21 protein-coding genes and 1 other RNA gene are annotated in these 25,552 nt (G+C 59.2%); 11 read left to right on the forward strand and 11 right to left on the reverse strand.

What is annotated here, in order from left to right:
- Nucleotides 1-178: 178 nt before the first annotated feature.
- Together ssrS and zapA are read right to left on the reverse strand one after the other, a co-directional pair.
- Nucleotides 179-360, reverse strand: a non-coding RNA gene (ssrS, locus tag ACB035_RS04645) — 6S RNA.
- Nucleotides 361-376: 16 nt separating this feature from the next.
- Nucleotides 377-709, reverse strand: coding sequence for a cell division protein ZapA (gene zapA / locus ACB035_RS04650; RefSeq protein ID WP_005333910.1), 333 nt, complete (start codon nt 707-709; stop codon nt 377-379).
- Nucleotides 710-882: 173 nt separating this feature from the next.
- On the opposite strand from zapA, the gene ACB035_RS04655 reads away from it, so the two are divergent.
- The 3 genes from ACB035_RS04655 (at nt 883) to ACB035_RS04665 (ending at nt 4,244) form a co-directional block, all read left to right on the forward strand.
- The gene (locus tag ACB035_RS04655; protein WP_005333908.1) at nt 883-1,452 is read left to right on the forward strand and encodes a UPF0149 family protein; all 570 of its coding nucleotides are present in this window, start codon (nt 883-885) and stop codon (nt 1,450-1,452) included.
- Between the two features lie 177 nt (nt 1,453-1,629).
- On the forward strand, nt 1,630-2,853 hold the full coding sequence (ubiH, locus tag ACB035_RS04660; protein WP_371166788.1) for a 2-octaprenyl-6-methoxyphenyl hydroxylase: 1,224 nt from the start codon (nt 1,630-1,632) through the stop codon (nt 2,851-2,853).
- Between the two features lie 122 nt (nt 2,854-2,975).
- Nucleotides 2,976-4,244 carry an FAD-dependent 2-octaprenylphenol hydroxylase gene (locus ACB035_RS04665; RefSeq protein WP_371166825.1) on the forward strand — a complete coding sequence of 423 codons (1,269 nt, stop codon included), beginning with the start codon at nt 2,976-2,978 and terminating at the stop codon, nt 4,242-4,244.
- Between the two features lie 212 nt (nt 4,245-4,456).
- Here the strand turns inward: ACB035_RS04665 and ACB035_RS04670 are convergent, their stop codons facing one another.
- On the reverse strand, nt 4,457-4,684 hold the full coding sequence (locus ACB035_RS04670; protein ID WP_041915404.1) for a hypothetical protein: 228 nt from the start codon (nt 4,682-4,684) through the stop codon (nt 4,457-4,459).
- On the opposite strand from ACB035_RS04670, the gene gcvT reads away from it, so the two are divergent.
- From gcvT to gcvP, 3 genes are all read left to right on the forward strand, one after another.
- Entirely contained in the window at nt 4,661-5,758 is a 1,098-nt protein-coding gene (gene gcvT, locus ACB035_RS04675; RefSeq protein WP_005346577.1) for a glycine cleavage system aminomethyltransferase GcvT, read from the forward strand. The genes ACB035_RS04670 and gcvT overlap by 24 nt on opposite strands.
- A gap of 84 nt (nt 5,759-5,842) precedes the next feature.
- Complete coding sequence (gcvH, locus tag ACB035_RS04680) at nt 5,843-6,232, forward strand: glycine cleavage system protein GcvH (RefSeq protein ID WP_005333898.1); 390 nt, start codon at nt 5,843-5,845, stop codon at nt 6,230-6,232.
- Nucleotides 6,233-6,531: 299 nt separating this feature from the next.
- Entirely contained in the window at nt 6,532-9,408 is a 2,877-nt protein-coding gene (gcvP, locus tag ACB035_RS04685; RefSeq protein ID WP_371166789.1) for an aminomethyl-transferring glycine dehydrogenase, read from the forward strand.
- 85 nt (nt 9,409-9,493) lie between these two features.
- Here gcvP and ACB035_RS04690 read toward each other — a convergent pair whose 3' ends face one another.
- Entirely contained in the window at nt 9,494-11,047 is a 1,554-nt protein-coding gene (locus ACB035_RS04690; RefSeq protein ID WP_371166790.1) for a methyl-accepting chemotaxis protein, read from the reverse strand.
- A gap of 203 nt (nt 11,048-11,250) precedes the next feature.
- Here ACB035_RS04690 and ACB035_RS04695 point away from each other — a divergent pair, with 203 nt between their 5' ends.
- On the forward strand, nt 11,251-11,961 hold the full coding sequence (locus ACB035_RS04695) for an HAD family hydrolase (RefSeq protein WP_139747419.1): 711 nt from the start codon (nt 11,251-11,253) through the stop codon (nt 11,959-11,961).
- Nucleotides 11,962-12,086: 125 nt separating this feature from the next.
- Here ACB035_RS04695 and ACB035_RS04700 read toward each other — a convergent pair whose 3' ends face one another.
- Complete coding sequence (locus tag ACB035_RS04700; RefSeq protein ID WP_157161002.1) at nt 12,087-13,157, reverse strand: permease; 1,071 nt, start codon at nt 13,155-13,157, stop codon at nt 12,087-12,089.
- Nucleotides 13,158-13,263: 106 nt separating this feature from the next.
- Here ACB035_RS04700 and ACB035_RS04705 point away from each other — a divergent pair, with 106 nt between their 5' ends.
- Nucleotides 13,264-13,590: a helix-turn-helix transcriptional regulator gene (locus tag ACB035_RS04705; RefSeq protein ID WP_108542054.1), complete on the forward strand. Its 327-nt coding sequence runs from the start codon at nt 13,264-13,266 to the stop codon at nt 13,588-13,590.
- An 88-nt stretch (nt 13,591-13,678) separates the two neighbouring features.
- Here ACB035_RS04705 and ACB035_RS04710 read toward each other — a convergent pair whose 3' ends face one another.
- Entirely contained in the window at nt 13,679-15,061 is a 1,383-nt protein-coding gene (locus tag ACB035_RS04710; protein WP_005333893.1) for an amino acid permease, read from the reverse strand.
- Between the two features lie 386 nt (nt 15,062-15,447).
- Here ACB035_RS04710 and ACB035_RS04715 point away from each other — a divergent pair, with 386 nt between their 5' ends.
- Nucleotides 15,448-15,744 (forward strand): hypothetical protein, encoded by a 297-nt coding sequence (locus ACB035_RS04715; RefSeq protein WP_254204819.1) that lies wholly within the window; start codon nt 15,448-15,450, stop codon nt 15,742-15,744.
- 239 nt (nt 15,745-15,983) lie between these two features.
- On the opposite strand, the gene ACB035_RS04720 is transcribed toward ACB035_RS04715, so the two are convergent.
- Nucleotides 15,984-16,796, reverse strand: coding sequence for a pyruvate, water dikinase regulatory protein (locus tag ACB035_RS04720; RefSeq protein WP_005344832.1), 813 nt, complete (start codon nt 16,794-16,796; stop codon nt 15,984-15,986).
- Between the two features lie 347 nt (nt 16,797-17,143).
- On the opposite strand from ACB035_RS04720, the gene ppsA reads away from it, so the two are divergent.
- Nucleotides 17,144-19,516 (forward strand): phosphoenolpyruvate synthase, encoded by a 2,373-nt coding sequence (gene ppsA / locus ACB035_RS04725; RefSeq protein WP_371166791.1) that lies wholly within the window; start codon nt 17,144-17,146, stop codon nt 19,514-19,516.
- Nucleotides 19,517-19,585: 69 nt separating this feature from the next.
- On the opposite strand, the gene ACB035_RS04730 is transcribed toward ppsA, so the two are convergent.
- Both ACB035_RS04730 and ACB035_RS04735 read right to left on the reverse strand, forming a co-directional pair.
- Complete coding sequence (locus ACB035_RS04730; RefSeq protein ID WP_058056145.1) at nt 19,586-20,044, reverse strand: hypothetical protein; 459 nt, start codon at nt 20,042-20,044, stop codon at nt 19,586-19,588.
- A gap of 18 nt (nt 20,045-20,062) precedes the next feature.
- Nucleotides 20,063-21,937: a S8 family serine peptidase gene (locus ACB035_RS04735; RefSeq protein WP_371166792.1), complete on the reverse strand. Its 1,875-nt coding sequence runs from the start codon at nt 21,935-21,937 to the stop codon at nt 20,063-20,065.
- A gap of 522 nt (nt 21,938-22,459) precedes the next feature.
- On the opposite strand from ACB035_RS04735, the gene ACB035_RS04740 reads away from it, so the two are divergent.
- Complete coding sequence (locus ACB035_RS04740) at nt 22,460-23,326, forward strand: MetQ/NlpA family ABC transporter substrate-binding protein (protein ID WP_371166793.1); 867 nt, start codon at nt 22,460-22,462, stop codon at nt 23,324-23,326.
- 85 nt (nt 23,327-23,411) lie between these two features.
- On the opposite strand, the gene ACB035_RS04745 is transcribed toward ACB035_RS04740, so the two are convergent.
- Both ACB035_RS04745 and ACB035_RS04750 read right to left on the reverse strand, forming a co-directional pair.
- Entirely contained in the window at nt 23,412-25,262 is a 1,851-nt protein-coding gene (locus ACB035_RS04745; RefSeq protein ID WP_005352950.1) for a DUF3413 domain-containing protein, read from the reverse strand.
- A 47-nt stretch (nt 25,263-25,309) separates the two neighbouring features.
- Nucleotides 25,310-25,537, reverse strand: coding sequence for a YejL family protein (locus tag ACB035_RS04750; RefSeq protein WP_005333874.1), 228 nt, complete (start codon nt 25,535-25,537; stop codon nt 25,310-25,312).
- Nucleotides 25,538-25,552 lie beyond the last annotated feature (15 nt).

Genomic DNA, 25,552 nt, shown 5'->3' on the forward strand with positions numbered 1-25,552 from the left:
AAAACAAAGCCCGCCTTTTTGGCGGGCTTTGTCGTTATGGCTGTGTCCGCTTCACACCTTGTCCCATCGGGTTCTCCATTTATTGGGGGGAAAGGTGTAAACCATATTCAGGACGGGATAGTTCGTTGATCATCAGGCAAAGAAAAAGCCCGTCATGCTGGTGACGGGCTTTTGCTGTTGGTACCCCGAGATGCCGTTGCCGGTTTGGGCCCTTGAACCGTCGGTTCAAGGCGGGGATCGGATCTGACCGCAGGCTTCTCGGTCGTGCCGAGCATGCGCAATAGCCAGAAGGCAGATCCCCTGTTTGGTATGAATATCGGCTCGGGGACTTGAACCGGCTGACAAACATCCCAGGGAATTTTAAAACGGTTTGCGATTAGGGTTGTTGCCCCTCTTCGCTGGAATCACCATATTGTCCGTGCTCGATCAGGGCCGCTTCGATGGTGCGCTGCAGCATCTTGATCCGCTTGTCCATGGTCTCAGAGTATTGGTGGTTCTTCTCTTTTTCAAGGCAGAGCTCATGACAGAAATTGAGCGCCGCCATGATAGCCAATTGCTCGTTGCTGGAGACTTTGGAGCGTTGACGCAGGTCGATCAACTTGTCGGTCAGCTGCTCGGCGGCCTGGCGCAGGGCATCCTGCTGTCCCAAGGGACAGGATACCTTGTAGGGACGTCCCAAAATGACGATTTCTACGGCCTCTGTGCTCATGCCTTCCTCAATACGGCGGAGCTGATTTCCGCCTTTATCCACGTGGACAACTGGGCGGGACTATATAGCGCAGATGCATAAGTTTCAAGGCCTTGCTGGCTCTGCAAGAGGGAGAATGCTAGGATCCTGACCATTAATTCTGCAAATTTGACTGAACTTTGAGCGGATCCTCGATGAGCAAAACGAACCCCCTTAAATATGCGGCAGTGGCCGACATCATGGAACAACATGAGCTGATGGCCAGCGCAGTAGAGGCCCATGGTGTGATCTGCGGTCTGGTGTGCGGCGGTGTGGCACTGGACGACAAGAGTTGGCTGCCCCATTTCAACGATCTGGTTAACGACGGTTTCGGCTTGCCGGCCCCGGTGCGCCAGGTGATGACCGATCTTTATCACAATGTGGTCGAGAGCCTGATGGCCCAGAAGGGCGTCGAGCTGCTGCTGCCAAGTGATGATGCTCCCCTCGATGAGCGCATCGATTCGCTGGTGGACTGGTCACAGGCATTTCTGGCCGGTTTCGGCGTGGTGCAGCAGGAGCTCTCCCGCGCATCGGAAGAGCTGCAGGAGATGATCCAGGATATCGCCAGCATCACTCAGGTCTCCGCCGAGTTCGATCAGGAAGATGACGAGAACGAAGCCTCTTTCCTGGTGCTCTACGAACACGTCAAACTGGGTGTCATGATGGCCTTCGAAGAGTTTGGCAAGCGCCCCGATACCCCGAGCGCGCCGCCGACCCTTCATTGAGGTGCGGGTCAACGCGACCCTTACTGAATCTGCAAGAGCGCCTGATGGCGCTCTTTTTTATTTCCTTGTGGTGGCTAACCCTGTGAGGCGCAACCGGTTTTTTGCCGGTGACCTCGCATTCGGCCAGCGGCTTTGTGATAGCATGAGGCCACCTTTTTCACTTCTTCCTCTCTGCTTATGTCTCAATCTGATGTGCGACAGGTCGATGTCACCCTGGTCGGCGGTGGAATGAGCGGTGCCGTGCTGGCGCTCTCGCTGGCGGCTCTGCTTCGATCCGATGGCTCCCCCCTCGAGATCCTTCTGCTGGAGGCAAGCGTCCCCGAACAGCACACCCATTCAGGGTTCGACGCCCGCGCCATTGCGCTTTCGGCCGGTACCTGTGATGCGCTGTTGCGACGCGGACTCTGGCCGCTGTTTGCCCCCCATTGCGCCCCCATTACCCAGATCCATGTCTCGGATCGGGGCCACTTCGGTCAGGCTCGCCTGTCGGCGGCCGAATACGGTCTGCCCGCGCTGGGCCAGGTGATCGAGCTTGCCGCTGCCGGTCATGAGCTGCAACGGGCGATGGCGGCCTCTCCCAATATCCGGGTCTGCTGTCCGGCACGGGTGAGCGAGATTGCGCCCGATGAGGATAAGGTGACCCTCACCCTCGAGAGCGGTGAACAGATTGAGACCCGCCTGCTGGTGGCGGCAGACGGCGGCAACTCCTTTGTGCGTCAGCACTTCAAGTTGCCGGTGACCCGCCACGACTTTGAGCAGCACGCCATCATCGCCACGGTCAAAACGGCGCAAGACCCTGAGGGACGCGCCTTCGAGCGTTTTACCGAAGGGGGGCCGCTGGCCCTGCTGCCGATGCAGGAGGGGCTCTCCTCGCTGGTATGGAGCGTCGGGCAGCATGAGGTGGATGAGCTGACGGCCCTCGATGAGGCGGCGTTTCTTGCCCGTCTGCAGCAGGCCTTTGGCTGGCGGCTTGGTCGCTTCGAGCGATGCGGCGTGCGTCACGTCTATCCGCTCATTCTGACCGCCTGCGACTACCCGCTGGCCCAGCGCACCGTGCTGGTCGGTAATGCCGCCCACGCCCTGCACCCTATCGCCGGACAGGGCTTCAACCTCGGGATGCGGGACCTCGACCTGCTTACCGGCGCCGTAGCCAAGGCGTTGGCAGAGGGGGAGGATATCGGCAGCTTCAAGGTACTGAGTGGCTACTGGCAGCAGCGTCAGCGCGATCAGGCGCAGACCGTCTGGCTCACCTCTTCGCTGGCCCAGCTCTTCTCCAATGGTCACGATCCGCTGGTGGCGGGGCGGAATCTGGCGCTCACCCTGATGGGGCGATTCCAGTGCCTCAAGGCGCCGCTTGCCTCGCGCACCTTGGGCTTTGTCGCTGATGTGTGCGGCAACTAGCCAGCACTTGTTGAGTGGAACCTGTTGACCGCCATTCGTTGATCAAAACCTATTGAATAAAGAGGTGATGCTTGCGGGCGTCCCCTCGCTGGCCAGCCGGTCAGCCCTGAAAGGATGAGATGATGCAGATGCAAAATGTGGATGTGGTGATTGTCGGTGGCGGCATGGTGGGGCTGGGGCTCGCTGCGGCCTTGAAACATAGCGCCCTCAAGGTGCTGGTGGTGGAGGGACAACTGCCCGACCCGCAGCTGGGGGAGGTGGCCGATAACCGGGTCAGCGCCCTGAGTCTGGCCAGCCAGCAGATCCTGCGCCATGTCGGCGCCTGGGACGGCATTGAAGCGCGCCGCCTGCAGGCCTACGACAAGATGGCGGTGTGGGAGCAGGACAGTTTTGGCCATATCGACTTCGATGCCGCCAGCCTGCGTCAGGCCAACCTCGGCCACATCGTCGAGAATCGGGTGATCCAGCTGGCGCTGCTTGAGGCAATTGAAGGTGCCAGCAATATCCAGTTGCTGACCCCCGCCAGAGCCAAGAGCCTGCAGAGCGGCCCGGCGGGCGCCCTGCTGCTCCTTGAAGATGGTCAGGCCATCTCGGCCAAACTGGTGGTAGCCGCCGATGGCGCCCACTCCTGGGTGCGCCGTCAGGCCGATATCCCGCTTACCAGCTGGGATTACGGTCACCACGCGCTGGTGGCGACGGTGCGCTGCGCCGAACCCCATGAAGCTGTTGCTCGCCAGATCTTCACCCCGGATGGCCCGCTCGCCTTTTTGCCGCTGTGGAAGGAGAACCTCTGTTCCATCGTCTGGTCGCTGCCTGCGGCCCGCGCCGAGGCGCTCTGCACCTGTGATGACGAGCAGTTCAATCGCCAGCTTACCGCCGCCTTCGATGCCCGGCTCGGTCTGTGCAAGGTGGAGGGGCCGCGCAGCGCGATTCCTCTTACCGCCCGCTATGCCCGCGACTTTGCCCGCGAGCGGCTGGTGCTGGTGGGAGATGCCGCCCACACCATCCACCCTCTGGCGGGGCAGGGGGTCAACCTTGGCCTGCTGGATGCTGCCGCGCTGGCGGAGCAGATCTTGCAAAATCATGCCGCGGGCGAGGATATCGGCCTGCTCGGCAACCTGCGCAGTTACGAGCGCTGGCGCAAGAGCGAGGCGGCTCGCATGCTGGCGGCGATGGAAGGGCTCAAACGGCTGTTCAGCGGGGCCAACCCGCTCAAGAAGCTGGTGCGGGGCGTGGGATTGCGCGCTGCCAATCTGCTGACGCCCTTCAAGGAGGGGGTGATCCGCGCCGCCATGGGGCTGGAGGGCGAGTTGCCCGCATTGGCCCGTCCTGACTGGGCTGTTGCTGCGCCCAAGGGCTGTGCCATGCAGGCCAAGGGTGAAAAAAACTAATATTACTCGCCGTTTTTGACAACAAAAGTAATCCGACAAGGCTGACGACCCGTTTTGGGTGTCAGCCTTTAATTTTGCTCTGGAGCGAAACGTTTTTCTGCAAATTGTGACGAAACGGTAAAAATCAAAATTTAATCTCGCCTGAGTCGGCTTATGGCTGTTTTTATCACTGCATTTATCTTAGTGTCTGGAGTCAGTTTTACGGGAGAGGATTAGTTTTTTTTGAGCGGCACGCTCGCCTGCTTGTCATATAATCCGCTCCGTTCAAGGAATCCCTCTTGCCTGGCAAGGGCAGGAGCGAGCACACACTTTTGGATCCGGTCGCTTTTTGTTGCACGCAGTGCAGTCAGAGCGGTGGCGCGGGTCGCAAGGGTGGTCGCCAAAGCGAAAAGGCTTTTTGCTAAGGAAAGAATGCGATGATCCAGACTACTGTACTGCATCCCAAACACCTGGAAGCCGGCGCCAAGATGGTGGACTTCCACGGTTGGGAAATGCCCATCAACTACGGCTCCCAGCTGGAAGAGCACCACGCGGTGCGCAGCGATGCCGGTATGTTCGATGTCTCCCACATGACCATCGTCGATTTGACCGGCGAACGGGTCAAAGCCTTTCTGCAACACCTGCTGGCCAACGACGTGGCCAAACTCACTGCCCCCGGCAAGGCCCTCTACAGCGGCATGCTCAATCCGGAAGGCGGCGTCATCGATGACCTCATCACCTATTACCTGACCGATACCTTCTACCGGCTGGTGGTCAACTCCGCTACCCGCGAGAAGGATCTGGCCTGGATCCGCCATCACGCCATCGATTTCGATATCACAGTGACCGAGCGTCCGGAGCTTGCGATGATTGCGGTGCAGGGCCCCAACGCCAAGGTCAAGGCTGCGGCCGTGCTGAGCGCCGCTCAGCGTACCGCCGTGGTGGGGATGAAACCCTTCTTCGGCGTGCAGGCTGGCGATCTCTTTATCGCCACTACCGGCTACACCGGCGAAGATGGTTATGAAATCGTAGTGCCGCAAGAGAAAGCCTGCGAGCTGTGGCAAGCGCTGCTGGATAACGGCGTGGCCCCGTGTGGTCTCGGTGCTCGCGATACCCTGCGCCTCGAAGCGGGGATGAACCTCTATGGTCAGGATATGGACGAGTCAGTCTCTCCGCTGGCCGCCAACATGGCCTGGACCATCGCCTGGGAGCCGAGCGATCGCAACTTTATCGGCCGCGACGTGCTGGAAGCACAGAAAGCGGCGGGCAATCAGCCCAAGCTGGTGGGTCTGGTGATGGAAGAGAAAGGAGTGCTGCGTGCCGGTATGCCCGTTACCTTCACTGCGGCAAACGGTGAGAAGCGGGAAGGTGTGATCACCTCCGGCTCTTTCTCCCCCACCCTGGGCTACAGTATTGCCCTGGCACGGGTGCCCCGTGATATCGGTGAACTGGCCGAGGTGGAGATCCGCAAGAAACTGGTCACCGTGAAGGTCACCAAGCCCGCTTTCGTCCGTAACGGCCAGAAGCTGGTTTAACATCGTCTTGGGGGAGGGCAGTGCCTCCCCCATCCCTTTTCATATTCGTTTTTAAACGCGACTCAAAGATCAAAGGAAGCACAAATGAGCCATATCCCGAGCGAACTGAAATATGCCACTTCCCACGAGTGGATCCGTGTTGAAGCCAACGGCGAGGCCGTGGTCGGTATCACCGAGCACGCCCAGGAGCTGCTGGGTGACATGGTGTTTGTCGAGCTGCCGGAAGTGGGCAAGCAGGTCAGTGCCGGTGACGACTGCGCCGTGGCCGAGTCGGTCAAGGCGGCCTCCGACATCTACAGCCCGGTGAGCGGCGAGATCATTGCCGTCAACGAAGAGCTGGAAGGGAGCCCCGAGCTGGTCAACTCCGACCCCTACAGCGCTGGCTGGTTGTTCCGCATCAAGCTCGATGACGAGAGCGAGCTGGCCAACCTGCTGGATGCCGAAGGCTACCAGAACGTGGTGGACGAAGAGTAATGCCCCCAGGCCCTGCCAACACAGCAGGGCCCCTTTGTATGACCGCCAGCCGGGCAAGTACCGGCCGGTGGAAGGGTGAAGTCGCCCGCGCCTGCCGTTTGCCAGTCTAGGAGCCTAGGGAGCAAACGGGCCGGTTCGAAACAAGGCGATCCCCTCTTGATGCTGCCGCAGCATCCGGTGCCGCACCCTGTCTGCGGGATCCAGAACATGAGTGGAGTCGGTATCAGCCGACGATCAGGAACATCAGGTCTTGGTTATCAGGATGTCATGCCAGGACTTATTTATCAGGAAATAGGGAAATGACCCAGTCACTGTTTGAACTCGAGCAAAAAACCGATTTTGTCCGCCGCCATATCGGCCCGGGCGAGGAAGAGCTGCGCCAGCTGCTGGCGACCGTTGGGGCCGAAAGCCTGGACGATTTGATTGAACAGACCGTGCCCGCCGCCATTCGCCTGCCGGGCCCGCTGGGGATCGGTGCCGGTATGACCGAAGTGGAGGCGCTGGCCAAGCTCAGGGGCTATGCCGCTCAGAACAAGATTGCCAAGAGCTATATCGGCATGGGTTATCACGATACCCATGTGCCCCACGTCATTTTGCGCAACGTGCTGGAAAATCCGGGTTGGTATACCGCCTACACCCCCTACCAGCCCGAGCTGGCACAGGGCCGTCTCGAAGCCCTGCTCAACTTCCAGCAGCTGACGCTGGATCTGACCGGCATGGATTTGGCGAGTGCCTCCCTGCTGGATGAAGCGACCGCCGCCGCCGAGGCGATGGCGCTGGCCAAGCGGATGGCCAAGTCCAAATCCAACCTCTTCTTCGTGGCCGATGACGTGCACCCGCAGGTGATCGACGTGGTCAAGGAGCGTGCGGTTCACTTTGGTTTTGACGTAGCGGTCGGTGCCGCGAACGACGCGGTGAGCGAAGAGGTGTTCGGGGCCCTGTTCCAGTACCCCACCACCACAGGTGAGGTGAAAGATCTGCGCGCCCTGATTGCCGCGGTACAGGCCCAGAAAGGGCTGGCCTGCGTCAGCGCCGATCTGCTCTCCCTGCTGCTGCTCAAATCCCCGGGCGAGCTGGGCGCCGATGTGGTGTTGGGCTCCGCCCAGCGCTTTGGCGTGCCCATGGGTTACGGTGGCCCCCACGCAGCCTTCTTCGCTACCCGCGATGCCTACAAGCGCTCCATGCCGGGCCGCATCATCGGTGTCTCCAAGGATTCCCGTGGCAAGGCCGCGCTGCGCATGGCGATGCAGACCCGCGAGCAGCATATCCGCCGCGAGAAGGCCAACTCCAACATCTGTACCGCTCAGGTGCTGCTGGCCAACATGGCGAGCTTCTACGCCGTCTACCACGGCCCGGTGGGACTGAAAACCATCGCCTCCCGCGTGCACCGTCTCACCACCATTCTGGCGCTTGGCCTCAAGGCCAAGGGGGTGGCCCTCAAGCATGCCAGCTGGTTCGATACCCTGACCGTGCTGACGGCAGATAAAGCAGCACTTATTGCCAAGGCTGAAGCCAATGGCATCAACCTCCGTGCCGATCTCGACGGTGCGGTAGGGATCTCCCTCTCTGAAACCACCACTCGCGGCGATGTGGCCGAGTTGTTCGAACTGTTCCTAGGGGCAGGCCATGGCCTCGACATCGAGGCCCTCGACAAGGCGGCCCAGACTCATCACGCCATCCCGCAGGATCTGCTGCGCACCGACGCCGTGCTGACCCACGAGGTGTTCAACAAGTACCACTCCGAAACCGAGATGCTGCGTTATATCCACCGTCTTGAAGCCAAGGATCTGGCCCTCAACTACGCCATGATTTCGCTCGGCTCCTGCACCATGAAGCTCAACGCCACCGCCGAGATGATCCCGGTGACCTGGCCCGAGTTTGGCAAGCTGCACCCGTTCGCCCCGCTGGCGCAGGCCAAGGGCTACCAGTTGCTGCTGGCCGACCTCGAAAACTGGCTGGTGAAGGTGACCGGTTACGATGCGGTCTGCATGCAGCCAAACTCAGGTGCTCAGGGCGAATACGCAGGTCTGCTCGCCATCAAGAAGTACCACGAGTCCCGCGGCGAGGGGCATCGCGATATCTGCCTGATCCCTGCGTCCGCCCACGGCACCAACCCGGCCTCTGCCCAGATGGCGGGGCTCAAGGTGATCGTCACCGCCTGTGACAAGTCCGGCAACGTGGATCTCGACGACTTGCGGGCCAAGGCCGCCGAGGCGGGGGATCAGCTCTCCTGTCTGATGGTGACCTACCCCTCCACCCACGGGGTGTATGAGGAGACCATCAAGGAGGTGTGCGACATCGTTCACCAGCACGGTGGTCAGGTCTATCTGGACGGCGCCAATATGAACGCGCAAGTCGGGTTGACGGCACCGGGCTTTATCGGCGCGGACGTCTCTCACCTCAACCTGCACAAGACCTTCGCCATTCCTCATGGCGGTGGCGGCCCGGGCATGGGCCCCATCGGCGTGAAGAAGCATCTGGCACCGTTCGTGGCCGGTCACGCCGTAGTCAAGACCGACAAGGAGAGCCGTGATAACGGCGCCGTGTCGGCTGCACCGTTCGGTTCGGCCAGCATCCTGCCCATCAGCTGGATGTATATCGCCATGCTGGGTGACGAAGGATTGAAGAGATCCACTCAGGTGGCCATCCTCAACGCCAACTATCTGGCCAAGAAGCTGGGGGAATCCTTCCCGGTGCTCTACTCCGGCCGTAACGGTCGGGTAGCCCACGAGTGCATCCTGGATATCCGTCCGCTCAAGGAGGCTTCCGGCATCAGCGAGATGGACGTAGCCAAGCGGTTGATGGACTACGGCTTCCACGCGCCGACCATGAGCTTCCCGGTAGCGGGTACCCTGATGGTCGAGCCGACCGAGTCGGAATCCAAGCGCGAGCTGGATCGCTTCGTCGAGGCGATGACTTCCATCCGCGCCGAGATTGCCAAGGTGCAGGAGGGGCAGTGGAGCCTCGCCGACAACCCGCTGGTCCATGCGCCGCACACCCAGGATGACGTGATGGATGCTGAGTGGTCCCGTGGCTACAGCCGCGCCGAGGCGGTCTTCCCGTCCGACGCCGTGCGCGCCGCCAAACTGTGGCCCTCTGTGAACCGTATCGACGACGTCTACGGCGATCGCAACCTGTTCTGTGCCTGTATCCCGACTGAGGATTACGCCAAGTAAGTGGCATCCAAGAGCAACAGTTAAGCCGTATAAACAACAGGGCCACCCAGACGGGTGGCCCTTTTTATATGTCATCTGATTGCTGCTATCCAAACGTCCGGCTTAAGTCCTTGAGCTGGCTCGCTTTGCTCTGCAAGTTGGCACTGGTTTCACTGACCTGATCGATTTTGAGACTGTTATCGTGAGAGAGCGAGGATATCTGGTTGATATTGCGACTGATCTCCTCGATGACCGCTTGTTGCTCGGTGGCCGCGGCGGTGATCTGGTTGGAAAAATCAGAGACCTTGTCTATCTCGACCACAACCTGATTCAGGTTGCCGGTACTTGCCCGGGTGGTGGCGAGGCAGGCGTTGGTTCTGGTCACATTGAGATGCATCATCTCTTTCCATCCCCCCAAGGTTTGCTGGATATGGCCAATGCTGTTCTGGATCTGCTCTGTCGCCTTGTGAGTTCTGGTCGACAGGCTGCGAACCTCGTCCGCCACCACTGCAAAGCCGCGCCCCTGATCGCCTGCCCGTGCGGCTTCGATGGAGGCATTGAGCGCCAGCAGGTTGGTTTGATCCGCAATGCCGCGAATTTCGCTCATGATGGTGCCGATCCGCACGGATTCGCTCGCCAGCTCGACAGCTGACTGAAAGGCTTGCTCCGCCTGGGTGGCCAGCGCCGACATCTCTTCTCCCGCTTCCGAAAGCTGGGTGCTGGTGGTGATGCAGTGGCGGCGGGCCTCTTCAATCTGGCTGTTGCTGTCTTGAATATTGCGGTTGATCTCCTCGGCGGCCGAAGCCATCTGGGTGACGGCGGTGGCAATCTGCTGGATCTGCGTGTCTTGCGAAGAGATATCCTGGCTGGCCAGCGAGGCGGAGCCGCGCAGGTCATTGGCCATGGCATTGAGCGACGCGGTGGTGTCATCCACCCGGCCGAGTACGGTACGGATCCTCGCTTGCCCGAGTTTGATATGGAAATCGGCGATGCTGTGGGGGGCATCCCCCGAGAAGATAAGGCGGCTGATGCTGTCGTAATCCTGCTCGAGCTGCTGCAAGAATCGCGGCGTGAGGAAGAGAGGGTGGCGATTGAACCAGATTATTGCCAAGAGGGGTATGATGACCCAGAGCGCCTGCAGCGGTGAGATCAGCCAGAGCGCGCTGATCACGCTGACGAGCAGCAGGGGGATGGTCATCATGGCTGGCGTGAGTTGACGCAGGCCCATGTGAATGGCAGAGCCGGTTTCACGGGCTTTAAGGGTTTTGTACATCTGGCTGGCACGCGCTTTGTGCTCTGCGGCGGGGCGGCAGCGGACGGATTGGTAACCCACCATCTTGCCATCTTCATAAATCGGGGTGACATAGGCATCAACCCAATAATAGCGACCATCCTTGCAGCGGTTTTTTACCATGCCTCGCCATGGTTTGCCCGCCTGCAGGTGGGCCCAGAGATCGGCAAACGCTGCCTTGGGCATGTCGGGGTGGCGCACCAGATTGTGATGTTGCCCCAACATCTCTTCCAGGCGATAGCCTGCCACCTGACAAAACGCCGGATTGGCGTAGGTGATGTCCCCTTTGAGATCGGTCGTCGATACCAACTGGATATCGTCGGCAAATTCAACCTCGGTATCTGTGGTGTGAAGCGAGCTGGTTACCATGATCAGACTCCGGTTTCGGCGTAACGGAATACTTCGTCTGAGTATGGCAGAGGATGTTCATTTATTGTGTTGTTGCACATTAACTCTTGTGCTACTGCGTGGGGACGGGATGGGTCTCACATTTTTACAGCGCGGTTTGGCGAGGGGAGGCAAGCCAAGTAACATGGCGTGACTTATGGCTGTGAAGCGAGACAGGTAACGCAATGAAGTTGGATGCGATTTTATGGGATTATGACGGTACTCTGGTCAATTCGGTGCCGAAGAATATCGATATCACCAAGCAGATCCTGGCTGAGGTCGCCCCCCATCTGACCGGAGAACATCTGCCGCGCTATCTGCGCAGCGAAGCGGAGTATCACCATGCCAATCACGCCGCCAAGAACTGGCAGGCGCTCTATATGGATTACTACGGTTTGTCGCGGGACGAGATGGTGCTGGCTGGCAGTCTGTGGGCCAAGCATCAGGAGATGAACCGGACCGAGGTGCGTTTTTTTGCGGGGCTGGAGGCGGTGATTGACCATTTCTCTGCCATTCCCCACGGAATTTGTTCGCAGAACTCCCAAAAGAACATTCGCCGGGTACTGGAGCAGCATGGCGTGAACAGCCTGTTCAAGGCTGTGGTCGGCTATGATGACGTGCCCGGACAGCAGCAAAAACCCCATCCTTACGGTGGCCTCAAATGTCTGGAGTCTATCTTCGGCCCAGCTAGGTGCCAGTCGCTGATCTATATCGGTGACCATGAAGCGGATGTGCAGTTTGCCCGTCATTTGCAAGCGGCGCTTGGCGAGCAGAGCCGTGTGATATCGGTGGCTGTCGCCTATAGCCGCGCGACTCCGGAGCGCTGGGAACACCAACCCGACCATATCGCCCGTGACGTCGAGGATCTGCTCCCCATCGTCGGGCAATATCTGTAACGCCGGTTGCAGATTGCCGTACGGAATAGACAAACGCCGATCAGTTGATCGGCGTTTGTCTATGGGAAGCCTGATGGTTTCACACTCTGCTGGCTTAACACCCTGTCTGTTTAATGATGGGCGACTTAAAACAGCAGTTGTATCAGGTAGCCCATCAGTATCGCCATGCCGAGGATCACGGTAAGGAAGGCCGCAATCATCGGGGTTCTGAACATGGATTTGAGCAGGATCACCTCGGTCAGGCTGGCGCCGGCACTGCCGATGATCAGCGCCATGACGGCGCCCATTCCCATCCCTTTGCCCAGTAGTACCGACGCCAGCGGGATCACGGCCTCGGCACGGATGTAGAGCGGGATCCCGACGATGGCGCTGAAGGGAATGGCCAGCGGGTTGTCGGCACCAGCATGGGCTGCGATCCACTCGGCCGGAATAAAACCGTAAATAAATGAGCCGATAAGCACCCCAAGCAGCAGGAAGGGCAATACCGCTTTGAACTGCTGCCAGGCATCAATGCGAGCTTTGACCCAGGCGGTGGGGAGTTGTGGCGCACGGGTCAGGGTTGCCGTGCCATCGCCGCAGCAGGAAAGGGTGGACTGCTCTGCCATCTCTGGTTGCGGTGCCGGGCAGCACGCTGCCCCGTTGAGGGGTTTGATTGCGCGAATGGCGCCGCGTTGGTTGTCACTGCAATGTGCTTGAGTGGTGGTGCGGGTCGCCGGGCCACAACCACTACCGCAAGAGGGGGTGGCCTCTTTGGGGTCGATGACATGGCGCTCGAACCCCAATCTGTCGAGCAGCATGCTCGCCATGACGGAGACGCTGGCGGCGATCACGGCGTAGAGCAGGGTCACTTTCCAGCCAAAGGTGGCCCACATCAAGCCGACGATGATGGGGTTCAGCAGTGGGGAGATAAACAGGAAGGTGAGAGTGGGGCCAAAGCCAGCCTTGGCCGAGAGCAGCCCTCTCAGCATGGGGATGGTGGAGCAGCTGCAAAAGGGGGTGACGGCACCGAGCAGGGCCGAGAGCAGATAGCCCTTGCCATGTCTCGCCCCCAGCATCCGCTGGATCTTCTCGTCGGGGATCTTCTGACGGATCAGGCTGACCCCGGCGCTAATGACCAGAAACAGCACCGACAGCTCGACAGCCAGAAACAGGAACATCTGGGCTGCATCGGTCAGCATGGTTAACCACTCATTCATTGTCGTATCCTCACTTGGTTTCTATATTTCCAAAATAATCGAAATGAATGGTCGGTCAAGATATTTCTGGTATTATCGAAATATCAAATTCGTGGAGGGCGCAGAGATGCAACTAGAAGAGGTCGCCAAGGCATTGAAAGAGCTGGGTCATCCGACCCGGCTGTTTATCTTCAAGCATCTGGTCAAGGCGGGAGAGCAGGGGCTGCCGGTGGGTGAGCTGCAAAAGCAGCTGGCGATCCCCGCTTCCACCCTCAGCCACCATATCGCGGCGCTGGTCTCGGTGGGGCTGGTGAAGCAAAACCGGGAGAGTCGCACCCTGCTTTGCGTCTCTCAATACGCGGTGCTGGAGGAGATCATCGCCTTTTTCCGCGATGAGTGTTGCATCAACAGCCCGGAGCATCGGCAAGATCAAAGGCAAGAGCTGCCTTCCTGAGGGCTATGGCTGCTAGTAGTGCTGCTCGCAATAAAAAAACGCCGATCATGCGATCGGCGTTTTGCATTGTTTTTCTCAGTTGCGGGTATTAACCCAGATTGGCTGCAACCTTGCTTTGGGCCTGTCCCTTGCGCTTGATGACAAAGCCAATGCCCAGTACCACCAGCCAGGCGGGGATCAGTTCGACCGAGATGCGGAAATCGGGGGTCATGTACATGATCACCAGGATACCAGCCATGAACGCGAGGCAGAGGTAGTTGCCGAAGGGATACCAGAACGCCTTGAACTTGGGCTGGACGCCTTCTGCGACCTTGGCCTTGCGGAACTTGAGGTGCGCGAGGCTGATCATCGCCCAGTTGATCACCAGTGCGGAGACCACCAGCGCCATCAGCAGGCCGAACGCCTTGCCCGGCATCAGGTAGTTGATCAGCACGCAGAGCAGGGTGGCGATGGCCGAGACCGAGAGGGCAACCAGTGGCACGCCGCTCTTGTTGGTCTTGAGCAGGGCTTTCGGGCCGTTGCCCTGTTTGGCCAGACCGAACAGCATCCGGCTGTTGCAGTAGACGCAGCTGTTGTAGACCGACAGTGCCGCCGTCAGCACCACGATGTTGAGTACGGTGGCGACCAGATTGCTGTCCAGAGCGTGGAAAATCATCACGAACGGGCTGCCGCCTTCCACCACTTTACCCCAAGGGTAGAGGGACATCAGGATAGCCAGAGCACCGATGTAGAAGATTAGGATGCGGTAGATCACCTGATTGGTGGCCTTGGGAATGCTCTTCTCGGGGTTGTCCGCTTCGGCGGCGGTAATGCCCACCAGCTCCAGACCGCCGAAGGAGAACATGATCACCGCCATCGCCATCACCAGACCGCTGATGCCGTTGGGGAAGAAACCGCCCTGAGCCCACAGGTTGGTGACGCTCGCCTCGGGTCCGCCGGCACCGGAGATGAGCAGATAGCCGCCAAAGCCAATCATGCCGATGATGGCGACCACCTTGATGATGGCGAACCAGAACTCCATTTCGCCAAACGCTTTGACGTTGGAGAGGTTGATGGCGTTGATCAGCACGAAGAAGAAGGCGGCCGACATCCAGGTCGGGATCTCGGGCCACCAGTACTGGACATAGATGCCCACCGCGGTCAGCTCGGCCATGCTCACCAGCACGTAGAGCACCCAGTAGTTCCAGCCGGACGCAAAACCGGCAAACTCACCCCAGTATTTGTAGGCAAAGTGGCTGAAGGAGCCGGCTACCGGCTCTTCCACCACCATTTCACCGAGCTGGCGCATGATCAGGAAGGCGATAAAGCCGCCGATGGCATACCCCAGCAGGACTGAGGGGCCTGCCATCTTGATGGTTTGGGCAATGCCCAGAAAGAGGCCGGTGCCGATGGCGCCGCCCAAAGCAATCAACTGAATGTGGCGGTTTTTAAGGCCGCGCTTCAGCTCCTCACCGTCTTGTTTCAAATCCATGGGTCTGTCCTTACGTCTCTGTTGTCTCTGGTCGGTGTTGGGCTCATCCTGAGCAGGCCGCAGTGCGTAGCCAAAACCTGACGAAAGCTGTATTTATTTCGTTACGACATGCCATTTTCAATTTTTACTGTTGGCTGGCAACCGAAGCAGAATAGTGATAATCCGCCATGAATGCACCTGTTTTCCATCTCTAATGGCCGTCTTTTGTACCAAAGGCAGCTTTTTCATGATCTGCAGAGGCTTCTTAGTAGTTTTTGGTTGATGTTTGTGCAATCGAATTCTGTTTTATTGACATTTTGTCTTGTTGGTGTGCTTTTGTGGTGCCAAGCCACAAATGGATGCAAATGATGCCAAACAAGCGAGAGTACAGGGAAGAGTGCAGGGAGTTGGAGTACAGAAAGCGCGAAAGCGTGCTGCAACAAGGGGTTGCCCGGAGTGTGCTGGTGGCGCTCTGGTTAGGGATTGCCGCCAGTCCGCTGTTGTTGCTGGTGGCCGCGATTATGTTGCTGGGTTGGCTGTTACTCGGTGATCAGGAGTTGCTGCACTACTGGCAGCCGCTGTTGCTGGTGGGTGGGGTAACGGGGGCGCTCGTTGGCGGCTGGCTGGCGGAGCGGGTTCGCCTGCGCCACGGTTTGCTGGCCTTCTATGCTCGGTTGATGAACAACCCTGAGCTCAATCGTTAGTGAACGCTGGCTGTTTGCCGAGCGCAGCAGAACGGAATCGAATAGCGGCTAACTGGCAGCGGGTGACAAGGGCACAACGGCAAGGTCGACAAGAAGAGGGATAAGCATTTGTGGTGCTTATCCCTTTTTTACCCACGCTTTTCACTGTCATCTATGTGAATTGCAGTTCGCCACAGCTGACTTTCGCCGCGACACTGTAATTTTTATCTTTTGTTGATGCCGATAGCTGTCAAGCTGGCTTAACAGAGCTGACGGCGCAGACCGGTTGCCTCGAGAACCTTGGCGCTGATCTCCTCCACCGAGTGGGAGCTGGTATCCAGGAAGCGTATCGCCTCCTGGCGAAACAGTCGCTCCACGCAGGCCAGCTCCTGCTCGCACTGTTCGATGGAGGAGTAGCGGCTGTTGGCACGGCGCTGGTTACGGATCTCGTGTAGCCGCTGCGGCGCTATGGTGAGGCCAAACAGCTTGTGACGGTTGGCCTTGAGGGGGGCGGGCAGCTCCAGCATCCCCATGTCCTGCTCGATAAAGGGGTAGTTGGCGGCGCGAATGCCAAACTGCAGCGCCAGATAGAGGCTGGTGGGGGTCTTGCCGCAGCGGGAGACCCCGATCAGGATGATGTCCGCCTCATCGTACTCTTTGGTGGTGATGCCATCGTCGTTGGCCAGCGCAAAGTTGACCGCCTCGATGCGATCGTCATAGAGCTTGCGGTTCTCCATGCCGTGGGTGCGGTGGAGGCGGGGCTCGGCTTTTACCCCCAGCTCCTGCTCCAGCGGGCTGACGAAGGTATTGAGAAAGTCGTGGCCGCACGCTTCCGATTTGAGTACCTCTTCCCGTACCAGCGGGTCGACGATGGTGTGAAACAGAATGGGGCGTACCCCGGTCTGGCGGAACTGCTCGTCGATCCGCATCCGCACCTGACGCGCCTTCTCCAGTGTCTCCACAAAGGGGATAGTGATCTGCTCGAAGGCCAGCGGAAACTGGCTCAGTACCGCGTGGCCGAACACTTCGGCGGTGATGGCGGTGCCGTCTGAAACATAAAATACGGTGTGCACGTAGGGCTCCTGTGATACCGCGGGTGGGGTCGCATAGGGTAAGGGGTGAGAAGTATCTCCCGAAACCATACCAGTTTTGTCAACCGGTCTGCTGTGCCCAAGTTGTGAAGTGGCTTGCAAACCTGAATCGTTATCTTTTTGTGTCGCCATTGTAGAATGTTCCGGTCATTCGACCATCCCCAACGCTTGCTCGGGGATTTTTTTGAAAACCAATAGAAAACGTTTTCATGGTCGTTGGCAACAGAAGAAACAGACAATAACGCACCTGACTTACCCATAACCTCATCGATTAAATCGGGCGCACGAGGTGCTATGGCATCGGTGCCCACCAACCTGGAGACATCCAAGTGCAACAGTACGTGCTCTGGTACGAACAACTCGGAATGCAGGACGTAGAACGAGTTGGCGGCAAGAACGCATCCCTTGGCGAGATGATCAGCAACCTCTCTGGCGTCGGCGTATCCGTGCCGGGGGGCTTTGCTACCACCGCCTTTGCGTTTAACGAGTTTCTGGAGTCAAGCGGCCTCAACGGCAAGATCCACCATCTGCTCGACAATCTGGACGTGGACGATATCGCCGCCCTCAACCGGGCCGGTCAGCAGATCCGCGACTGGGTGATCGAAGCCCCGTTCCAGCCCGAGCTGGAGCAGGCTATCCGGGTTGCCTATGAAAAGTTGAGTGCCGGTGTCGAGGCCTCGTTTGCGGTGCGCTCCTCCGCCACCGCCGAGGATATGCCGGACGCCTCCTTTGCCGGTCAGCAGGAGACCTTCCTCAACGTACGTGGCATCGATGCCGTCATGACGGCGGTTAAGCATGTGTTTGCTTCTCTGTTCAACGATCGCGCCATCTCCTATCGGGTGCATCAGGGCTACGACCACAAGGGGGTTGCCCTCTCGGCCGGGGTGCAGCGGATGGTGCGCTCGGATCTCGCCGCCTCCGGCGTCATGTTTACCCTGGATACCGAGTCCGGTTTCAACGACGTGGTCTTTATCACCGGCGCCCATGGTCTTGGCGAGATGGTGGTGCAGGGCGCGGTCAACCCGGACGAGTTCTATGTGCACAAGCCTACCCTCAAGGGGGGGCGCCCGGCGGTGGTGCGCAAGACCCTCGGCTCCAAGCTTATCAAGATGACCTACTCGGGCGATGCTGGTCACGGCCGTCAGGTGAAGATTGTCGACACCAACGAAGCCGAGCGTAGCCGCTTCTGCATCACCGATGAGGAGGTGATGGCGCTGGCGAAACAGGCCCTCATCATTGAGCAGCACTATGGCCGCCCAATGGACATCGAGTGGGCCAAGGATGGGCAGGATGGCCAGCTCTACATCGTGCAGGCACGCCCGGAAACCGTGCGCAGCCGCCAGGAGGCCAACACCCTCGAGCGTTTTGCCCTCAAGCAAGCGGGCAAGGTGCTGATCGAGGGGCGGGCCATCGGTCACAAGATTGGCGCGGGCCCGGCGCGGGTCATCTCCTCCATCAGTCAGATGGACGAAGTACAGCCCGGCGATGTGCTGGTCACCGACATGACCGACCCGGACTGGGAGCCCATCATGAAGCGGGCCTCCGCCATCGTCACCAACCGGGGCGGCCGTACCTGTCACGCCGCCATCATCGCCCGCGAGCTGGGCATTCCGGCGGTAGTGGGCTGTGGCAATGCCACCGATAGCATCGAGGCTGGCCAGCTTATCACCGTCTCCTGCGCGGAAGGGGATACCGGTTTTATCTATGACGGCGAGCTGGACTTCGATGTGGCGGTGACCGAGGTGGGCAATATGCCGCGCCTGCCCATCAAGATCATGATGAACGTCGGCAACCCGGACCGCGCTTTCGACTTTGCCCAGTTGCCCAACGCCGGGGTGGGGCTGGCACGCCTTGAATTCATCATCAACCGGATGATCGGGGTGCACCCCAAGGCACTGCTGGAGTTTGACCAGCAAACCCCAGAGCTCAAGGCCACCATCGGCAAGATGATCGCCGGTTACGACAGCCCGCGTGAGTTCTACGTGGCCAAGTTGACCGAGGGGATCGCCACTCTGGGGGCCGCGTTCTGGCCGGAGCGGGTGATCGTGCGGATGTCGGACTTCAAGTCCAACGAGTACGCCAATCTGGTGGGCGGTCGTGGCTACGAGCCCCACGAGGAGAACCCGATGATCGGTTTTCGTGGCGCATCCCGCTACATCGCCGACAGCTTCCGCCCCTGCTTTGCCCTCGAGTGCGAGGCGATCAAGCGGGTGCGCGATGTGATGGGGTTGACCAACGTCGAGGTGATGATCCCCTTCGTGCGCACCGTGGGCGAGGCGGAGCAGGTGATCGACATCCTGGCCGAGAACGGTCTGCGCCGCGGCGAGCGGGGGCTCAAGGTGATCATGATGTGCGAGATCCCGAGCAATGCCCTCTTGGCAGACAAGTTCCTCGAGCACGTGGACGGCTTCTCCATCGGCTCCAATGACATGACCCAGCTCACCCTTGGGCTGGATCGGGACTCGGGGCTGATTGCCCACCTGTTCGACGAGCGCAACGAGGCGGTCAAGGCACTGCTGTCGATGGCGATTCAGGCCGCGCGCAAGGCGGGCAAGTACGTGGGGATCTGCGGCCAGGGGCCATCCGATCACCCGGATTTTGCCGCATGGCTGGTGGAGCAGGGGATCGATTCGGTGTCGCTCAACCCCGATACGGTGGTCGATACCTGGCTCTATCTGGCGGAGCAGCATGGTGCCAAGTAAGCCACTATCAAAATAAGCAGCACAGAAAGGGGGCCATGATGGCCCCCTTTGTTATCTGTGTGTCACGACCTATTTCGGCTGCTGTTCGGCCCCCGACAGCTCGATCTGCACATTCACCCCTTCGCTCTTGAGCTTGGTGGCGATGGCATTGAGATCGGTGCCCGGTTTGGCCTCCAGCAGGGCGATACCACCGCTGCTCTGTTTGAAGTTCAGGCCGTGGCGAGTCGCCAGCGCCTTGGCGCTGGCATCGTCAGCTTCCACCAGCAGGGTGCCGCTTACAGTCAGCTCCGGGCTAGCGGCCCCTTGCATCAACACGTCACCGCGGCGCAGGGTCTGTTGCGGGACCTTGCTGTCAAGGCTGCGGGCGACCCGCTTCTTGCTGCCGTTGTCAGGAATGAGGTAGGTCTGGCCGTTCACCTCTATGGTGCTGTACTGCTTGCCATCCATGGTGACGGACTCCTGGGCGCAGAGCTGTCCCGAGAGGGGGGCCAGCAGGGTTGCCAGAAGCAAGGTAACAGGTTTGTTCATGGTAATACTCCTAGCGTGTTAGCTGCGGTTGGCATCGTGACCCAGGACCCGCAGGGACCATGAGATCAGCTTGCCCGGTTGGAGATTGTTGCGCTCGGTCAGGGTGGTACGCTCACGGGTTTCGCGATTGAGCAGAGAGACCTGACGGGTACCGTTGGCAACGTCGGTTACCTCCAGTCGCCATGTGCCTTGCGCCGATTCGCCGTAGAACTTGTTGGACAGCATCCGCATGTCGCGCAATCCCTTGGTTCGTACAAAGCCCAGCTGCTGCTGGTCGAGAGATTGGCCGACCAGGCTGTTGAAGGGGCTCAGCAGGATGCTGCGGGTGCCGGCGGGGGAGACCAGTTCGATCAGCAGATCGGGCAGACGCTGGTGATCCAGACTCACCATCACCTGAACCGCTTCTACCGTCAATGGTGTCGCGATGCGGGTTGTTGAGCTGGTCGGGCTGTTGCCCACATCCGGGATGGCGGTGGCACTGCCGGTGACATTGATCTTCTGCCATGGCAGCTGTACCAGCGGGGGTAGGGGCTGGTGATTGGCTGCCAGCTCAAGGGCCTTGTTGACGTCGATCAGACCAAAACCGTAAGTCGGGCTGAACCACATACCGGCGGCATTGCGCTCCCACCCTTCCAGCCCTTTCACATCACGCACCTTGCCGGTGCTGCTGGTGTAGCTGACCATCACAGGTTTCTGTGTGGCATCGACCCGGGTTGCGCTGCGCGCCAGCAGATCCCGCAGGTCACGTACCGACAGATCCGGGTAGGCGGACATTAGCAGCGCCATGGCGCCGGAGGTGCTGGGGGTGGCGGAGGAGGTGCCGTTCATCACGCCGTTGTAGTCGCAGCTGGCATCCAGTTGCGGGTTGCCGTGCAGCCGGTTGGTGCTGGGATCGTCGGTGCGGTTGTAACCCATGTCGCAGCCGGGCAGATCCGTGGTCACCATCGCCGGAGCGTCGGTACCGTACTCGCCGCCGGTCGCGCTCAGGAAGATGTTGCTGCCGACGCTGGAGTAGGAGGATCTGACGCCATCGGCGTTGAGAGCGCTCACCACCAGGTTCCAGAAGTTGCTGTTGGAGGGATCGAGGTTGCTGTTTTCAAACGGCAATTTGGGGCCATTGCCGGTGCGGTTAAGCACATAGCCGCCCGCCGCTATCTTGTTGAAGCCGTTGCCGGCGGCCTTGATATAGGCTGCGCCCTGCGCCTTGAGGGTCTGCTGTTCAAACAGACGATCAAGCTGGGATTGATCCAGAGAGTTGGCTGAGCGGGGATCCACCACACTCATGCCGTAGCTCTGGTTGAACACCCGGTTGTCGCGGCTGGCATCGCTGTCGCCAAGGGCGTAGAGCCAATCTTTCTGCAACTGCTGGCTGTTGTCATCCAGCAGGTTGAACCCCTGCAACTGGGCTCGCGGGGCTATCCCCTTGGTACCGATGGCGTTGTCTACCGCCGCAATAATGCCGGAGACCGAGGTGCCGTGGGCCGTATCCGGAGCGGTCGGGGTCGGGTCATCGCTGCCGGTCACCACGTTTTTCGAACCCGGACGCACGTTGTCCGCCAGATCCGGGTGGGCGATGGCCAGACCATCATCCACCACGGCCACATTGACTCCCTGGCCCAGCACACCGGTGCGATGAGCCCACCAGAGGTTGAGATCATTGCCCGCTATACCGCCACGGGCGCTGAATCCATCCTGACCGCTGTTGAGCAGATACCACTGCTGATCCTGCAGAGGATTGGCACCTGGCAGGCAGCGCTCGGTGCTGCTGCGTCCGATATCCATGCCGCTCTCCTTGCCGGTGAGCGGCGCACAACCTTCATTTGCCTGAACGAGCGCACTGGGCAGGGTCGACAGCAGTGCTGTGATCGCCAGTGCTAACGATGTTTGCTTCATTATTTTTTAACTCCATCTTGGATCGCACTCATCCTGAGTGCGACGGAAATCTATACACGGGTGACAGGGGTTCAAAAAGAGCCATTTTCAAAAAACGTAATGAGGTTCAAAGAAATCCGATTCAGTTTGTGGTAGGTATTCCAATGACACTGGTTATGTGTTCTATTGAGAATGGTTCTCACTGCTCGCTACTGATCTTTTTATCTGTAATTTACTCCTCTCGCGACTCTCCTTCGCCGCAGCCATCTCGATTCGGGGCAATCCCGAGGGGAGCTCGTGCGCTCTTGAACGTGAGCGGCATGGTTGTGTGTGCCAACGTGAGAGCCGCTATGCATTCGGGGATGACAGCAAGGGTGATGAGGTGGAACCAGCAGTTTATTGCTTGGCGGCGGTGGATGGCTCTGTTATGGTAATTGAAATAGCCGTTTGGATGGCTAGATTGCTGCAGTTTGAGGGGCTTAATCTCTGAGAGCCACCCCGCCGCAGTCCCATAGCTTGATGCGTACCTGACAGGGAGTCCCTATGCCGTTTCGTTCCTTCTTATCTTCTCCTTTGACTGCTTCCTTGCGCGCCACTGCTGGCGCCAGCACCTTTATTGCCGCGATAGCGGTCGGGAGCCTCTCTTTTTCCACGGTTGCCGCCGATGCGTCCTTGCCGACCAAACAGGAGATTGTGATTGGTACCACGGTGGGGGATTTTGCCGACATGGTGACCGATTCCATCAAGCCGCAGCTGGAGGCCAAGGGGTACAAGGTCAAGCTGGTGGAGTTCACCGACTATGTGACCCCCAATATTGCTCTGGCTGACGGATCACTGGATGTGAACTGCTTCCAGCACAAACCTTATCTGGAGAGTTTTGCCAAAGATCGAGGCTTGTCGCTGGCGCCCATTACCCAGGTGCCAACCGGTCCGATGGGACTCTATTCCGGCAAGCTGGCGGCACTCGACAAGGTGCAAGAGGGGAGCACGGTGGCCATCCCCAACGATCCCACCAATCAGGCGCGGGCGCTGTTGATGCTGCAGGATCTTGGTTGGCTCACTCTCAAGGAGGGGATAAACCCGCTCAAGGTGAGCGAGTTTGATGTGGTGAACAATCCGCACAATCTCAAGCTGGTACTGCTGGAAGCCGCGCAGTTGCCCCGCTCGCGCGAGGATGTGGATTTCTCGGTGATCAACGGTAATTTTGCCGCCTCCAGCGGTATCCTGTTCAGTGAAGGACTGTTTCTGGAGCGCAGCTACGATTTCATCAACTGGGTGGTGGTGAAAAGCGCAGATGCGGATCAGCCTTTTGCCAAAGATGTGGCGGCAGCCTACAACTCGGCGGCTTTCAAATCCTATGCAGCCAAGCGTTTCGTCGGCTACAAGTACCCGCAAGGGTGGGGTGGCTAACTGTCGTGAACGTGGCCCGGCTATACAACGAAAAACGCCCCGAATTCGGGGCGTTTTTTATGGTATCAAGCCATCAACGGGCGTTTCACTGGTTGCGATAGAAGCGGTTCAGCTCGTTCATCACCTGGATCATGGCGCCCATATCCGGGGTGCCGTGCTTGATCGGGCGATAGCTGTTGCGTTCCAGCAGTTCGAAGTCACCCTGCTTGTTGAAGTGGGTGATGGTGTCCCCTTCATAGATGGCGAAGTCATTCTGATCCCCGGCCAGCAGCCAGTTGCGCGGGCTGGTATCAAACAGCGAGCGACCAACGCTGTAATCGCGCGCCGGATTGCGCACGCCCAGCATCCCCTGCATCAGGGTCGGAGCCAGATCGAAATGGCTGCTTGGTTGCTCCCGAACGTCACTGCCGCGCCCAGGCCAGGCCAGTACCAGCGGTACCTGCACCTGATAGGGTGAGTAGTTGCTGCCTGCGCCCCAGCTGTTGCTGCGGGTGTCGTTGAACTCCTGACCGTGGTTGGAGGTGATGACGACGATGGTGTTGCTGTCCATCCCCTGGGACTGCAATTTGGTCAGCATCTGCTCAAGCAACTGGTCGGTATAGAAGACCGAGTTCTTGTAGCGGTTCTCCAGTTTTTGCAGGTTCTCCGCCCGATAGGCGGTCGCCGGATTGAAGTTGGCTAGCTCCGGTTGGAACGGCCCCTTCATGGTGGCGGGCAACTGGTAGTCGCCGGGGCTCGAGAGATAGACCAGCGAGAACCAGGGGCGCTCGGGAGAGCGCTTCTCCAGCCACTGCTGCCAGTCGGTCAGCAGCTTGCCATCGTCACTCTGCTCGGAGACAAACACCTGTTTGCGCAGACCGGCGAGGATGCTCTTGCGATACTTCTGGGCATCTTCCATCGCGCCGAATAGCCCGAACTGGTAATCCTGGCGCAGCATCTCGTCGAACAGCACCGGCGGACGCTTGTCGCTGCTGATGTCCTTGTAGTAGTGGCCGGGCAACCCGTAGAAGAGGCTGAACATCCCCATCAGATCGTCGTTGCCACCACTCAGGTGATTGCGGAACGTCAGATGCTGATCCGCATAGCGCTGCAGATTGGGCATGTTGATGTTGTTGAGCATGTCAAAACGCAATGAGTCGACCACCACAATCAGCAGATTGTTGTGGGTCAGGGGGGCGTTGACGTTGAGCGGGCGCAGCGGGTAATGCATCCGGCTGTCGCTGTTATCCCCCTGGGAGGCCGCCTGCTTCTCGTACTGATCCAGATCCAGCCAGCCATGTTTGGCCAGGAAGGAGCGGGCCGTCATGGGGTAGGAGAGGGGGAAGTTGGCTCTCTGCATGGTGATCGGCTGATAGAGGGTCGCATCGGCCCAGCTGTTGACCACGTGGGTCAGAATAAAGCAGATCAGCAGGGCCAGCCCCACCTGATTGCCGTACTGGCGGCGCTTGCGCTTGTTGATCTTGCGCCAGACATAGGCCGACAGCAGCAGTTGCAGCAGGAAGATGGTGGGCACGGCAACGAAGATGATGCTCCAGATTGAGCCCTCTTCGGTCTGCGCCTGATCCAGCAGCAACTGCCATACCTGACTGTTGAGGTGGAACTTGAACAGCCGGAATACCTGGGTGTCGATCAGCAGCAGCACCAGCGCCAGGGTGGCGATGATGGCCGAGATGAACCGCAACGACTTCTCCTTGGGCAGCACGAAGCTGAGCGGGAAGATCGTCAACAGGTAGGTGACAAAACTCAGAAACGAGAAGTGGCCAATCCAGCTTACAACGAGATAGATCACGCCAAGCGTGGTCGATGGCCAGCTGATGGCACCCAGATAACGGGTGGCGATGAGCATGGCCAGAATAATGTTGAAGAAGGAGAACCAATGCCCCCAGGTGATCAGGCGAGAGACATTATCACGATAGGGGTTACCGGTTTCGACCATAGTGATCCATCTGCGTTGAGAAACGTCAAATCAACAGAGTCGGGGACTCAGTGTGCGTCGTGGCGATTATCGACCGATGCGGTCAGGGCCTGGACAAACTTTTCAGTGATGGCCTGGCGCTGGGCCGGTGCCATACCGTTGATGATATTGGTGGTCAGATTGCCAAGCACCATAAGGCTGAGATCCACCGGCGCTTTATGCTTTTCCAGCGCGGTGATCAGGTCGTTCATCAGGGCGTCAAATTGTTCGTTATTGTACTTTGATACGATAGGCATAATCTTCAGTTCATC

It is taken from the genome of Aeromonas sp. S12(2024) (assembly GCF_041402305.1).
GTDB lineage: Bacteria > Pseudomonadota > Gammaproteobacteria > Enterobacterales > Aeromonadaceae > Aeromonas > Aeromonas veronii.